This is a genomic window from Desulfovibrio intestinivivus (assembly GCF_053570665.1).
The window spans coordinates 2,363,310-2,377,481 of the sequence record NZ_JBRBQT010000001.1 but is presented as its reverse complement, the minus strand read 5'-3'; the positions used below and the strand labels follow the sequence as shown (position 1 = coordinate 2,377,481).

Sequence of the window (14,172 nt, the reverse complement as noted above, 5' to 3'; positions counted from 1 at the left end):
CGGTCTGTTTGTTTGAGGGTTTTGGAGAGTATCGCTGCGAGGGGCCTTTGGTATCCGGCAAGAAACTTGACGCAGTCCGGCAAAAGCCCCTCGCGGCGATATGTTAGAACTGGGCGTGTTCGGTACGGTCGATGATGTCGTTCTGCAGATCGCGGGAAAGATCGCAGAAGTACGCGCTGTACCCTGCAATGCGCACCAGCAGGCTGCGGTAGTTGTCGGGTTCTTTCTGGGCGTTGAGCAGGGTCTGCCTGTTCACGATGTTGAACTGCAGGTGCCACAGCTTGAGGTCGCACCAGGTGCGGATAAGGTTCACGATCTTCTCGGTGCCTTCATCGCCGGAAACGCACTTGGGCGACAGCTTGATGTTCAGCAGGCGGGAAGCGCGGTTGGTCATGCCGTAGTTCTTGGAATGGTAGTTGGAAAGCAGAACCGCGGTGGGGCCGTTCTTGTCCGCGCCGTGCGAAGCGGAAGAACCGTCGGAAAGCGCAGTCCAGGCATGGCGGCCGTTGGGCGTGGCGGAAACCACCTTGCCAAAGGGTACATGCGAGGTGATGGGCACGTAGCGCACGTCCACATGCACGCCGCGATCGCGGGAGCTCTTTTCAGCTTCCACCTGCGTCACGCGGTCAACGTCCTTGGCAATGCTGTCCACATAGGGATCGTTGTTGCCGTAGCAGGGGGCGTTGCGCAGCATTTCGCGCACGGGTTCGGCACCCTTGAAGTCGGCCTTGCAGGCTTCCACCACTTCTTTCATGCTCAGGCGTTTTTCTTCAAACACCAGCTTTTTGATGGCGGCAAGGGAGTCCACCACAGTGCCGTAGCCCAGGAATTCAAAGTAGGAGTAATCCACGCCGCCGGGGATCTTTTCGCAGTGCAGATCCATGAGGTTTTCCATGCACAGGTTGTGCAGCACGGAAGAAAGCGGCGCGGCAAAGTGCTGCGGGCGCAGCTTGTCCACCACATGCTGCTGCTGGAAGGCCTTGCGCAGCAGGTTGAGGTGCTGGGCCTTGTAGGCTTCGTAAAAGTCTTCCCAGTTCTTGAAGGTTGTCGCTTCGCCCGTTTCAAGGCCCACAACCTCATCGCCGTAGTGCTGCATGCGGCCATTGTACATGGTCATTTCAAGGGCGGTGGCAAAGTTCACGTACACGCAACCGGAGGTATAGGTATCGCGGTTGGGCATGCGGGTTTCGGTGCAGCCGGAAACGGCGTAGTCCAGAGCTTCGTTGACCGGGCAGCCCTTGATGGTGTTGAGGAACACCACTTCTTCATCGTTGATGAGCTTGGGGAAGCCGGAGCCATCCTTGATGGTCAGGGCCACTTCGCGCAGGAAGCGTTCGGGCGAACGGGAGTGGATGCGCGCGGCAAGGTCGGGGTAGTTGAGCGGGAATTCGCGCTTGGATTCAAGGAACAGGTAGGTCAGATCGTTGGTGGCGTCTTCGCCATCGGGGGTCTGGCCGCCGATGGTCACGGCTTCCCAGTGGGCGTAGCCTTCCTGGAACTCAACGCCCGTGGGGTTGATGTACAGGTCGATGAACTGGGCCATGTCCACCCACATGCATTCGAGCAGTTCCTTGGCTTCTTCGCGGCTGATGATGCCTTCTTCAATGTCCTTTTTGTACAGGGGGTACAGGTACTGGTCCATACGGCCATTGGAGATGATGGCGCTGGCCTTCTGCTCGATGCGCGAAAACATCTGCACAAACCACTGGCACTGCATGGCTTCGCGGAAGCTGCGGGCAGGGTGAGCGGGCACGTGATCGCAGGTTTCGGCTATCTGGAGCAGCTCGGCCTTGCGCTTGGGGTCACCTTCCTTGGCGGCAAGTTCGCGGGCCAGATCGGCGTGGCGCTTGGCCCAGATCATGATGGAGTCGCACACGATGATCATGGCTTCGAGAAAGGGCTTCTTGTCCCACAGATCAACGGAGTTGGTCAGATCAAGGGTGGCAAGCTTTTCGCGGGCTTCTTTTTGAATATCGAGGAAGCCGCGCTTGATGACCTTTTCGTAGTCCGGCACCCACTGAAGGGCCGAACGGTAGGACGAGGTTTCGCTTACCACGAACTTGGACTTGAGGCCGCGTTCGTCCACATAGGTGACGTTGCGGATTTCGGCAGGCAGGGTCTTGTTGAGGTGTTCATGGTAGGTCTTGCCTTCCCAGTAGGGGGCGATCTCTTCCATAACAACCTTGATGTCTTCCTGCGAAATCTGGAAGGGGCTCTTGTCGCGGTGCTCAAGGTCGGCCAGTACTTCGCGGTAAAAGTCGCCGTCGATTTCAGGATACAGAATGCCGTAACGGCCAAACTTGCCCACGCGGCCAGCAATAAGCTGGCTGGGGGTAATATATACGGTGATTTTTTCGGCCACGTTTTTCAGGGCCTTGGCCCAGCGCAGGGTCAGCAGTTCACCTTCGGTTTCGCGCATGGATTCGGTGAAATACTTGGCGCGCTCAACGTCCACGTGGGGAAGGCTGAACTGGTTCTGTTCCAGAATGCCGTAAACGCGCTCGCGCCCTTTACGGTCAACGCTCTTATTGACAACGCGTTCTTCCTGGGGGGACATGCAGCAACCGCACTGACTCATGATGAAACTCCTGAATGGTGATTATGTTCAAGCGAGATGCTTGTGATATTCATCTCAATGACCACATAAGAGCATCATCCGTGCCATTATATTTAACTATATGTAATATTTATATTTTTTAAAAATATCTCCAAAATTCCAGAAACCACCATCAATTCTCATTGTTGCAAATTTACAACATATTTTTTATAACATACTTAATTTACAATATAATTTAAAAAAGTGTTTTTTTGCAACAGTGCAAAAAAACACTTTTTCACAATCTCACCTTTTTGCCATTGCTTGTACTGCCCATACCGCCAGTTTACCTGCGACATGCATATCCTACCCAGGTAAGAACCGTTACTGCGTGGTTACTTATGCGAGCTGACAATGACTTCAACCACACTTTCGATATTAATATTTGCAGATTAAATTAACTTATATTTACGCGACCAATTTGACTCATAAAATTTTTCACTTCAATATCCTGTTTATTATAAGATAATTATTTCAAAAAGTTGAGAAGCTTGATATCAAATATAGTTTATTGTAGCGTATAAATTGAGAAGCCATCATCGCATTCATTTCAAGGGAATCTGATATGCTTAAGAAGTACTATACAGAATCAACGGACAGAAACAAATTTGATAAAACCTTCTCACGCGCAGAGTTAAAATTACTCTCTCTCGTTGTTATTTCCATAATAATAACTGCGGCGTTGATAACTTCAATTTTCTATTATTACAGAAATCTTGATTTAAAACTCATAACAACCATGAGGTCAGACGCCATTTTTTCTCTCTTGCTTGACCGCATACCGCCAGAAAACTTCACTGCAATTTATGATGACAAAGATGAGGATTCGCACCTTTACAATAAGGTGCAGCAAGAGCTTGACGACGTTCGTAAAATAACCGCCGTCAGGTATCTCTACACGGCAAAGCGCAATTCTGAAGGCAATGCCATATATGTTGTTGATGGCCTGCCACGGGATTCAGAAGATTTTCGTGCCTGCGGTTCGCCCATAGAAGCCGAAATTCTCCCCGCTGTGAACAAATGTCTAGATGGTGATGTTTTTCATGCAACAGATATTCTTAATACATCATGGGGCATGATCATTCCGTCTTGCGAACCGATCAAAAGCAACGGAGTCACGGTTGGCGCTCTTGTTATCGAATTTGACGGAGAATATTTTGCTGAAAATACCGCAAGCTCCCAGCGGTATTACATCATTGCTTCCATTTGCGTTGCCATTGGCGTTGGCTTTGTGGCCATTGTGCTGATTCGCAGCTTTTCCATTCCCCTCTATCAATGGCTCGCATATACAGATTTGCTCACAGGCGCAATGAACCGCAACGCCTTTGAACTGGCCACCCACAAGCTGCACGGTACAGAGCAACAAAAAAACATAACCGTGGTGTCGTGCGACCTGAACAAACTTAAAGCCATCAACGACCAGTTTGGTCACTCGGCTGGCGATGAACACATCAGGGCCCTTGCCCAGCTTCTTATGAAAAATTTCAGGACTCAGGGCTCAACGTACCGCATTGGCGGTGATGAGTTTGTTACATTGCTGTTCAACGCCAGCCTGGACGCAACAGAAAAAAAGATTGCTGAAATTTGCGTTGAGGCACGACAAGTTACCATTGGAAACTTCTGCCTGTGCTTTTCGTACGGCATTGCGCAATTTGACCCGGCGCAGGATGTCAGCATTGACGACACCATTTCGCGGGCAGACGTTAAGATGTACCATTACAAGTGCGCAAAAAGAGAAGCTGAGGCTGCCAAGACCATAATCTGAGGGCCCAAGCGCATGCGCATCCGCAAAAAAAATCAGGCGGCCTGCCCTGCCCCGTAATTACATTCGGGAGCAGCGCGGGCCGCCTGACGCTGGCGGGAGTAACCGCAGCTTCTACAGCATTTCGATAAACGCCTCTACGCGAACCTTGAGCTGCTCCGTATCCGTTTCAGAGTAGTCTGTTTCGATTTGCAGGAAGGGCAACTGCAAGGATTCCTGAACAAATTTCTTGAGGGAGGACGATTCCACCGCATAGGTCTGGCAGCCCTGCCAGGTCAGGTCAACCACAGCATCCACCGCGAAATCTGCCGCCAGTTCCTTGATGGCCTCGTAGCGGCGCGGATTGGGCGACATGACGGCACAGGGCACATCCAGATAACGGCGGGCCATCTCGGTCAGCGGGTCGCCCTGCTCGTCCATCATCACGCGGGTTTTCTTGTAGCCGGAGCAGTTATCAAGGCAGACCACGCTGCCGCCGCATTCTTCAATCAGGCGCACAACCTTGTGCGACCCCATGCCCACAGGAACGCCCGTCAGCAGTATGCGCGGCGCGCTTGCGGCAACGCCTGTCTGGCCCGCATCGGCCATTTTGCCCAGATCGTCCGCAAGTTCCAGCATCATGGAGATGCCTTTTTCCTTATCAGGGAAGAAGGACGTTTTGAACCCGATTTCCAGCAGCTCCATGCCCGTGATGGGCGAGGGTTTGCGCTTTGCCAGATCCATAACGGCCTTGAGGGCCATGCGCTCACGGTTCATGAGCTTGATGGCGTCGCGCAGTTTCTGCTCTGTGATGGATACGCCAAATTCTTTTTCCAGATAGGCGATGAGCAGCTCAAACTGATGCCGCCAGTATGCAAGGGCGTCATCATTCTGCACCTGGGGCAGTTGCAGCAGAAAAACGGGTTTGTAGGCTGCAAGCAGCTCGTACATTTTCTTTTTGCCGTCACAGGTGGTGTCGGCCACAACCACATCTGCCGCGCTCAGGTAGGGGCAACTGTCTTTAAGCGCAAAGCCGAAGCTGCTCTTGATGAGCGGACAAAGGGCGCGGGGCAGCATTTCTTCTGCCGCGGGGATGGAATCGTTGCGGGTGCCGCACAAGGAAACCGGGATGGCCCCTGCGGCCACCGCTATTTCAGAAGGGCTGTACAGGCAGTACTGGCCCACAACTTTTTTACCTTCCCTCTTGGCCTCCTGCACTGCCAGAGCGTTTTTTTCAAAAGCAGTAATAATGCGGTCAAAGCTGGCACACTTCATGATGCTTTCCTTCCTTGCGAGGTTATTGAGGTTATTGATGTTATTGCTGTGTATTGAGAGCGCGGTCTTTTTTCGCGCACAAATCTGCGGCAATCAGGGCCGCCCCAAGCGCACCCACAGTCTGCGGGTCGTGCGGCACCTGAACTGTCAGGCCAAGTTCGTCTGAAAGAATGGCGGCAAAGGCGGGGCTGGTCGCCAGGCCGCCGGTGAATACGCATTCCCCCTGCATGGGGATGCGCCGGGCAAGGGCGCACATTCTGCGGGCAATGGCGCGGAACACCCCTGCTGCTATATCTTGCGGCGGCGTGCTGCGGGCCAGCAGGCCCACAATCTCTGTTTCTGCAAACACAGCGCACATGCTTGAGATGGCCACAGGCTTGCCAGTGGCGGCTGCCTTGCCCAGCTCGTCCAACGGCATGTTCAAAATACCCGAGAGCACCTGCAAAAAACGTCCGGTGCCTGCCGCGCACTTGTCGTTCATCAAAAAATCGCGCACTGCGCCCGGTTTGCTGGCGGATTTGAGCGCGCCCAAACTGGCCGCGCCGCCAGCCGCATCCATATTGCCCGCCTCCACTTCTCGCGGAATATCCAGGCTTATCACCTTGCTGTCCTGCCCGCCGATATCGAGCACAAGCCCGGCGCGGGGGAAAAGATGTGCAGCGCCCCGCGCATGACAACTGATCTCCGTAACCGTTTTGTCGGCAAAAGGCAGGGCAATGCGCCCGTAGCCCGTGGCAGTGACATGCCTCAGATCGTTGCGCGCCATTGCGGCAGCCTCGCAGGCATTGTTGAGCGCAAATTCGCCCGCCTCGGCGGTATTCCAGCCTGTGGGCAGCACTGCCCGCCCGGCAATCTGCGAGCCGCCGTTGGGCAGCAGCTCAAGCACAACGGCCTTTGCAGCCACAGAACCAACATCAATTCCAGCTACATACATAGCGCATACTCCTGATCGTACCCATTGCTGCGGTACAAAAACGCAAAACAAAACCCGCCGCACAGCGCAAGGCTGTGGAGCGGGCAATATGACAAAAGCGCCAGCAGCGCAGTGCTGCAAGACGGTCAATACAATGGGAAGCTTCGGCAACTAAACTGCTACAGGGGGAAACGTGGGGAGATATGGAACAAGAGCAGGAGTACGGCAGGCAATAAAAAAGCCCCCGCTTCCTGCCTAGGCTATGGGAAGGGGAAACAGGCGGGCGCTGACACGCCGCCTCGAATGAGGGCCTCCAACCTGAAGGCGCTGATGCTGTCATGACCCGCCGCCCTTAAAGGCAGGCAGGACACGACAAGCGCTATAAAAAAACACAGGATACCTTGCTGTTGCAGATGCGCCGACATGATTCGGCCTAAAGTTGTATATCAAGTTAGCGTAAGGGCATCAGCTTGTCGATAGGGATGCACACGGCATTGAGTAATTGCACCACTGTCTGCTTTAGACTGCTGCAATCAAGGTATTCAGTGGGGTCTCAGGCCGTAACGGTAGCACCGCGCTGGTGAAAAATTCGATTCGTACACAAGAAGAATTATCTGAAGTTTTTTACACCACACATGTGGGCAAAACGCATCAGCAGAGGGCAAGACATTTGCAAGATTATCTTTATATTTTAGTTAATTAAATTCCATTCGTCTTCCAGCATGGCCATTAAAATATCATCCTCATACTTGCCACCATACATAATCGCATCGCGCCGGATACCTTCTATCCTGAATCCTGATTTTTCATGCACACGCCGTGCCTGCGTGTTGTATGAAAACACATTCAGTTCAAGACGATGCATCTTTAATTCATCGAAAACAAAACGACAAATGGACTGAACTGCCCATGTTCCAAGTCCTCTTGCCCTATATGCATTTTGAAGAATAGCAATGCGAAAATGAGCGCTGCGAAGAGCATGATCAATCTCGCTCACAACGCATTCGCCAATAATACTCTTGTCCGGTGCCATGAGTAAAAATAGATATCTGTCGGCAGCTTCAATGGATTTACTAAAAAATGAGGTGACTTCTACTTTTGTAAAACTATCCTTGCACCCTGTCATTCTTACCAGTTCTCTGTCCAGGGGATTGTAATTCTGCTCATAGTAAGGCTCTGAATCTTCAAAACGGGCTGACCGTAATAAAAATCCGTCTCTTCTCCATACAATGTTCGTGGTCATTTTAGCCCTTTCACCTTGCAAATGCCGCAGCTAGATCAAAGAGATCGCACAATAAAAAGCCGGATAAAAATCCAGCCCGGCTCACAGCATGACAACCGCTTGATTGCATCAAAACAGATATCCTGCCAGAGGCCGCCCCAGCACCATTAATCCCGGTCAACGTGTTCTTTTCAATAGATGTTACCATCACCACAAGACGCGGCTGGTCAAGGGGCTCGTGGCTTTCATCTGGCCGCATTCGGGCCGGACTTTAAAAATTGTGCCCAGCCTTCAATCACCTAGTCCATTTTTTGCCCAGTGCTTGCTGTTTACCTCGGTATCAGCCCCTGCCTTGCGCATCCCACGGCAATCGCCCCAAAAAGCAGCATTGCGCCATAGTCTCGACTGCGGCAGACGTGTACTGCGCCCATCACCAATGAAAGTAAAAAAAATAATAACTACAGCTACCTACAAGGCATGCCTAATAATAAGAATCATCAATCTTCAACATTTTTATCCTGTAGCGCAATCCAGCTGGCGTAAGATGCATCATCCGCGCAGCCTTGGCCACATTTCCGCCTGTTATCCGCAACACATTATTTATACATGAAGATTCGTAGGCATTCATGCATTCTTTAAGCGAAACAACAGTACCTCTCTGAATCACGCTATAGTCGTAATATGATTCCTTATGCTCGCTTTCAATAATTGAAGCGGCTTCAGCCAGTTGTGCTACTGGCACACCCGCTGGCTCATTGCGATCTTTTTGGTAGAACTCGAGAAAATGCTTTGGGAGCGAATTGAGATCAATGGAACGTTCTTCGTTCATCATTGCCAAGCTGCCCTCAATCACATGCTCCAGCTCTCTGACATTACCAGGCCAGTGGTATTCCATGAACATGCGCATGGCCTCGCCGGAAATACTGACCGGATTGCCGCCCTCCGTATTTGCCACCACAGATTTGACAAGCAGGGGAATATCCTCTCGCCGCTCGCGCAATGGCGGCACTGCCAAGCTTACCACCGCAAGGCGGTAAAAAAAGTCCCGCCGCAGCACGCCGCTCTGCACTGCCTCAAGCGGATGCTGATTGAGAATACTGATAATCCGCACATCTACTGGTATTTCTTCGTGCGATCCAAGTCGCCGGACGCGCTTTTCCTGCAAAACGCGTAGCAACTTGGCTTGCAGACCAAGCGGCATGGAGTTGAGTTCGTCCAGCAGGATGGTACCGTGGTTGGCCTCTTCAAAAAGGCCGGGCTTATCTGAGGCGTCGGTATAGGTGCCCTTGGTGGTGCCAAACAGGATGCTTTCGAGCAGAGTTTCTGGAATGGCCGCGCAGTTAACTGGCACAAAAGGAAAGGCCGCCCGGTTGCTCGCCGCATGTATGGCCTGAGCAAAAACCTCTTTGCCAGTGCCGCTTTCCCCCCAGATCATTATCGGCGAGCTTGAATGCGCTGCTGCACGCGCGGCCTCAATCACCGCCACAAGAGCCTGATCCTTACCTACAAGATCGTTGAATGAATACAGCGTCTGCGGTTTGTTACAGCCCCGCCCTTCACTTTTTCGTATGCCAAGCTTGCCGAGGATGTCTTCTCCAAGCCAGCTTGTAAACGCAATAACGCCATCTTTAACACCACTATCAAACAGCGCAAAGAAATCCGTGACCGTACGGGTCATAAAATTGTTTGTAGTCTTATAGGTATACACCCGTCTTAAGATAGGCTTTCCCTTTTGAAGACACTCAATTGTCGGTATGCACTTGATGTCGTGTGGAACATACAGATTGGTAATATGCTTACCAATAACCTGATCAAATCCATCAATCCGCTGCTGTATCGGATTCATGTACCTGCATATTCCTTCTGCATCAACAACAGCAACGCCAATACCCATACCATCCCAGATAGCAAGCATGGACGGATTCAGCACGCTTTCGCGGCTTACGCTGGCAAACCTGCGTCGCAGGGTTGAGTCATGTGCCATTTTTCACATCCTTTTAGCCAAACAGCCCCTTTTGGGGAGACAACCGACATTACTTCAAGTTTTGAGTATCTGTTTTTTTAAAAAAAGACAAATTTCTTTCTTTTTATGAAATTTTCTTACGTTGCCCTACGAGGCAAACCTGCTCAGAACTCGGTACGAGTCCGCTTTTTAGCGCTTTTGGCAATAAAATCAGAGCGTGGCACAGCTTGTGCTTATCCCCACATAAACGCGTTGTTTTCTTACAAGCAAAAAACCTGCCTTTGCGTATGCAGGGCAAAACTAGTTAGGAGTATACAATGCCTGTTGTTCCCTTTCAAAGCGGTGAAACAACCGAACCCAAGGGTTATGCGATCAACTGGAGCACGGCGGCAAGCCGCCTGACAGACCTTAAGGAATTTCTTCTCAATGCCCCGCAGATCATGGACCCGGAACGGCTGCAATTTCTTGATGAGGTTTATCAGGAGTTCAACGGCGAGCACATCTTCTACAAGCGGGCCAAGTTGCTCGAACGCGTGTTGCTCAAAAAAAAGATATTCCTGGACGGGAACCCTATTGTGGGAACGCTGACTGGCACGCGCGCCGGTGTTTACGCTTATCCTGAATGGAACGTGGCCTGGATCAAGGAAGAAATGCAGATGGCCAAAATGGCCTCGCTCGGCGAAATGAAGATTCCGCAGGAAACTCAGGAGCTGCTTGAAAAAACATATAAATCTTGGCGCGGTCACACCTGCATCGATATAAACAACAAGCTGTTCAAGGATAAGTACGGATTCAACCCCGCCCCTTACTCCAAAGCTGGCGTGTACTACGACAACGTGAGCGTTGCCAGCGGGTCAGGCATTGCCGATTACCCCCTGGCTCTGAACAAGGGCATGCGCTGGGTCATTGATGACCTGAAGCAGCGCCTGCTTGACTGCCCCACCACGCTTGAGCGTACCAACCAGACCGAACTGTACCGCTCCATGATTGTTGCCTGCGAAGCGGTCATCGCCCATTCCCACAGATATGCCGATCTGGCCGAGCATACGGCGCAAACAGAGACGGATGCTGCCAACAAGGCAGAACTGCTCGAAATCGCCGAGATTTGCCGCCGAGTTCCTGAATTTCCGGCCCGCAACTTCCGTGAGGCCATACAGTCTTTCTGGTTCATCCATCTTTGCATAGAAACCGAACAGATGGCCTGCGCCTGCTCACCCGGCCGCTATGGGCAGTACATGTATCCCTTCTACAAAAAGGACATTGAAGAAGGCAACATGAGCCGCGAGCAGGTGCTCACTCTGCTCAAATTCCAGTGGATAAAGCACCTGGAACTGGCCGAGTATCAGGGCGGCTCATACGCCATGACCCTCTCTGGTCACACGGGTCAAAGCATTACCATCGGCGGGTTTGACAAGGACGGCAACGATGCCAGCACGGAGCTTGAAGAACTGCTGCTGGAAACGCAGATCCAGATGAAAAACATCCAGCCGACCCTGACCCTGCTCTACCATCCCAAGCTTAAAGATTCCTACATGCACAAAGTGGTGGAATGCATTCGTGGTGGGTCCGGCCAACCGCAGATTCTGAACAACAATGTGGTTATTCAACGCACCATGAACCGCTTTGCTCAATACAAGGGCGGCATCACACTGGAAGATGCTCGCAACGTGGGCAACTACGGCTGCGTTTCCACAGGTGTTTGCGGCAAGGGCAGTTTTATCACCCAAGAAGATCAGCCATGCCTTGCAAAGGTTGTGGAACTTCTGCTCAACAATGGCAAAGATCCGCAAACCAAAAAACAGTTGGGCGTCGAAACGGGTGACCCCGTAGAATTCAAGAGCTTTGAGGAAGTTTACGATGCCTATAAGGCGCAGCTCAAGCAGGTGTTCACTGTTTCTCGCCACCATTCTGATTTGAGCCAGATGGCGCGGCTTGAAGTGGTGCCGAGCATCTTCCGTTCTGTCATGTATGATGGCTGCATAGACAAAGGAATGTGCGAAGAAGAAGGCGGCACCCGCTACCCGCAGGTCAATCCCATCATGACCGCAGGCATTGACGCGGCCAACTCGCTTCTCGCCATTCGGCATCTGGTGTTTGAAACCAAGGCCGTAACCATGGAAAAACTGCTGGAGGCTATTAAAGCCAACTTTGAAGGATATGAAGATATCCGGCAGATGTGCTTTGATGCGCCCAAACACGGGAATGACTTTCCCGATGTGGAAGCCTTCGTGCAGCGCTTCTATCGCGACGTGGATACCATCCACGGCTCCATCGGCCCGGATTGCTTTGGCTACCGCACCCCGCTGGATGCTTATTCGCTTTCCTACCACAACTACTTTGGCGCGCTCATGGGCGCTCTGCCAAATGGCCGCAAAGCCGGTGTAGCTCTGACAGACGGCAGCGTCTCGGCCACCCCGGGCACGGATCATGAAGGCATCACGGCGCTTATCAAGGCTGGCGCACAGGCTATCGACACCGTGCGGTATGGCGCAAACCACTTCAACGTCAAGCTCACGCCTGCTGCCCTGGCTGGTCCCGCAGGCGAAAGGTTGCTAGTTTCACTTATAAAAACCTATTGCGACTTTGATGGTTCGCACATCCAGTTCAACTGCGTTTCCTCCGAAACGCTTAAAGACGCGCAGAAAAAGCCCCAGGATTACCGCAACCTGGTGGTCCGCGTGGCTGGCTTCAGCGCGTATTTCACCCGGCTGGACAAGGGCGTTCAGAACGAAATCGTCAAGCGCACGGAATATAATAACTTTTAATCTCTCCTCCATACGAGGCCGGGGGGATGTTGCCGTCCCCCGGCCTCCCGCTGTGTGGAAGTTCAGGTGCAACCATGAGCCAAGGAATGATTTATAACATCCAGCGTATGTCCATTCAGGACGGGCCGGGGATACGCACCACCGTTTTCCTCAAAGGGTGCCCGCTGCGATGTTTATGGTGCAGCAATCCTGAATCTCAGCAGGTTGCCCCGCAGCTTCTGGTTTTCAGCGACCTTTGCACAGGGTGCGGCGCCTGCCTGGCCGCCTGCCCCAGTGGTGCGGCAGTGCGCCAGAAAGACGGCAAATGTGGGAAAATCGCTGAAAAATGCACATCTTGTGGTGCCTGTGCGGCAGTTTGCCCCAACAAGGCCAGAGAAATCAGCGGCAAGACAATGACGGTTGATGAGGTGATGGAGATTGTCCACAGGGATTCAGCTTTTTATGCGAATTCCGGCGGCGGAGTCACCTTTGGCGGTGGTGAGCCAACCATGGGCGGAGATTTTTTCATTGATCTGTTGCAAACAGCCCACGATGACGCACTGCATACAGCTGTGGATACCTGCGGATTCTGCCCTGAAGACCGCTTTGAAAAAACCCTGAAGCTTGCCGACCTGCTGCTGTTTGACTGCAAACACATGGACCCGGTGCAACACAAAGAACTTACAGGGCAGGACAACGCTCTTATTCTGAAAAATCTGCAATCTGCACTTCTCTCGGGCATTGAGGTGCGCATCCGTATGCCACTTATGCCAGGGTTAAATGACAGCGATGAGAATTTTGCAGCCATGTCCAGCTTTTTGGGCAAATTCGGGCAACAGCATATAGAAGTCATGCCTTGCCACATGTTTGGCACCAGCAAATACAGGGCCTTAAACAAGCCATTGCCGCCTGTGAGCCAATATACAGCGGATTCGCTCGAAAAAACGCTGATCAGGATGAAGAGGCATGGTTTGAAGTATACTATCATATAGGAGGTAGAATGTTCTCAGTGGCGATTGATGAAGCAATGCTGCAAAAACTCAGCAACATGCTTCAGGACGAAGACGAAGGAACCTGCGTCAGGCTCAGGGAATATAAAGTCGGCGGAGGCTGACACTCAAAAATCGTACTCGGTCTGGGTATGGACGAGCCAGATGAAGATGAAGACGAACAGATTTCTGTAGGCAATGTGCCGTTTACGGCAGAAAAAGATTTTCTGCTCAAATACGGCAGGGCCTTCACACTTTCTTATGTTGAAGGTCAAGGGGTAGTCGTGGCTCCGGCATAACAATGCTCTGGGGCATCCTCCCGTGCCGATGCGCAAATCTCTCGTATAAGAAATAAAATCCGACACTGCGGAGGTTTCTCATGTTTACAGTTACAATCGATGATGCAATGCTGCAAAAACTGCGCACAATGCTGGAAGAAGAAGACGAAGGCACTTGTGTACGGCTTCGTGAATACAAGGTCGGCGGCGGATGCCATTCCAAAATCACTCTTGGTCTTGGAATGGATGCAGCAGACGCTGAAGAAGACGAGCAGACCAAAATTCACGGCGTTCCTTTCGTTGCAGAAAAAGACTTTCTGCTGAAGCACGGAAACGCATTTTCCCTTTCTTTCAGCGAGGATAAGGGCGTAGTTGTTACGGCAACAGCAGAATAGTATTCCCGCCAATACGTCGTTTACGCCAAAAGCCCCGCTCCGTTTCTGGAGCGGGG

10 protein-coding genes are annotated in these 14,172 nt (G+C 51.9%); 5 read left to right on the top strand and 5 right to left on the bottom strand.

The annotated features are described in order from the left end of the window. Positions 1-103: 103 nt before the first annotated feature. Positions 104-2,578, bottom strand: a complete 2,475-nt coding sequence (hpsG, locus tag ACUZ9P_RS10320; RefSeq protein ID WP_449249630.1) for a (2S)-3-sulfopropanediol dehydratase — start codon at positions 2,576-2,578, stop codon at positions 104-106. Positions 2,579-3,161: 583 nt separating this feature from the next. Here hpsG and ACUZ9P_RS10315 point away from each other — a divergent pair. Next, positions 3,162-4,361, top strand: a complete 1,200-nt coding sequence (locus ACUZ9P_RS10315) for a GGDEF domain-containing protein (protein WP_449249629.1) — start codon at positions 3,162-3,164, stop codon at positions 4,359-4,361. Between the two features lie 111 nt (positions 4,362-4,472). Here ACUZ9P_RS10315 and ACUZ9P_RS10310 read toward each other — a convergent pair whose 3' ends face one another. From ACUZ9P_RS10310 to ACUZ9P_RS10295, 4 genes are all read right to left on the bottom strand, one after another. Beyond that, entirely contained in the window at positions 4,473-5,612 is a 1,140-nt protein-coding gene (locus ACUZ9P_RS10310) for a double-cubane-cluster-containing anaerobic reductase (RefSeq protein WP_449249628.1), read from the bottom strand. Between the two features lie 40 nt (positions 5,613-5,652). Continuing rightward, positions 5,653-6,546 carry an acyl-CoA dehydratase activase gene (locus ACUZ9P_RS10305; RefSeq protein ID WP_449249627.1) on the bottom strand — a complete coding sequence of 298 codons (894 nt, stop codon included), beginning with the start codon at positions 6,544-6,546 and terminating at the stop codon, positions 5,653-5,655. A gap of 670 nt (positions 6,547-7,216) precedes the next feature. Further along, a complete protein-coding gene (locus tag ACUZ9P_RS10300) occupies positions 7,217-7,768 on the bottom strand; it encodes a GNAT family N-acetyltransferase (RefSeq protein WP_449249626.1) in 552 nt (183 codons plus the stop codon). A 460-nt stretch (positions 7,769-8,228) separates the two neighbouring features. Next, entirely contained in the window at positions 8,229-9,731 is a 1,503-nt protein-coding gene (locus tag ACUZ9P_RS10295) for a sigma-54 interaction domain-containing protein (RefSeq protein ID WP_449249625.1), read from the bottom strand. A gap of 296 nt (positions 9,732-10,027) precedes the next feature. Between ACUZ9P_RS10295 and ACUZ9P_RS10290 the strand changes: the two genes are divergently transcribed. From ACUZ9P_RS10290 to ACUZ9P_RS10275, 4 genes are all read left to right on the top strand, one after another. Further along, on the top strand, positions 10,028-12,475 hold the full coding sequence (locus tag ACUZ9P_RS10290) for a glycyl radical protein (RefSeq protein ID WP_449249624.1): 2,448 nt from the start codon (positions 10,028-10,030) through the stop codon (positions 12,473-12,475). A 74-nt stretch (positions 12,476-12,549) separates the two neighbouring features. After that, on the top strand, positions 12,550-13,446 hold the full coding sequence (locus tag ACUZ9P_RS10285; RefSeq protein WP_449249623.1) for a glycyl-radical enzyme activating protein: 897 nt from the start codon (positions 12,550-12,552) through the stop codon (positions 13,444-13,446). An 8-nt stretch (positions 13,447-13,454) separates the two neighbouring features. Beyond that, positions 13,455-13,742, top strand: a complete 288-nt coding sequence (locus ACUZ9P_RS10280) for an ErpA-related iron-sulfur cluster insertion protein (RefSeq protein WP_157735197.1) — start codon at positions 13,455-13,457, stop codon at positions 13,740-13,742. 80 nt (positions 13,743-13,822) lie between these two features. Next, positions 13,823-14,116, top strand: a complete 294-nt coding sequence (locus tag ACUZ9P_RS10275; protein ID WP_072311493.1) for an ErpA-related iron-sulfur cluster insertion protein — start codon at positions 13,823-13,825, stop codon at positions 14,114-14,116. The last annotated feature ends 56 nt before the right edge of the window (positions 14,117-14,172 follow it).

Coding starts and splice junctions, on each gene's coding strand:
- hpsG (WP_449249630.1), bottom strand. CDS start 2,578: ATGAGTCAGTGCGGTTGCTGCATGTCCCCCCAGGAAGAACGCGTTGTC.
- ACUZ9P_RS10315 (WP_449249629.1), top strand. CDS start 3,162: ATGCTTAAGAAGTACTATACAGAATCAACGGACAGAAACAAATTTGAT.
- ACUZ9P_RS10310 (WP_449249628.1), bottom strand. CDS start 5,612: ATGAAGTGTGCCAGCTTTGACCGCATTATTACTGCTTTTGAAAAAAAC.
- ACUZ9P_RS10305 (WP_449249627.1), bottom strand. CDS start 6,546: ATGTATGTAGCTGGAATTGATGTTGGTTCTGTGGCTGCAAAGGCCGTT.
- ACUZ9P_RS10300 (WP_449249626.1), bottom strand. CDS start 7,768: ATGACCACGAACATTGTATGGAGAAGAGACGGATTTTTATTACGGTCA.
- ACUZ9P_RS10295 (WP_449249625.1), bottom strand. CDS start 9,731: ATGGCACATGACTCAACCCTGCGACGCAGGTTTGCCAGCGTAAGCCGC.
- ACUZ9P_RS10290 (WP_449249624.1), top strand. CDS start 10,028: ATGCCTGTTGTTCCCTTTCAAAGCGGTGAAACAACCGAACCCAAGGGT.
- ACUZ9P_RS10285 (WP_449249623.1), top strand. CDS start 12,550: ATGAGCCAAGGAATGATTTATAACATCCAGCGTATGTCCATTCAGGAC.
- ACUZ9P_RS10275 (WP_072311493.1), top strand. CDS start 13,823: ATGTTTACAGTTACAATCGATGATGCAATGCTGCAAAAACTGCGCACA.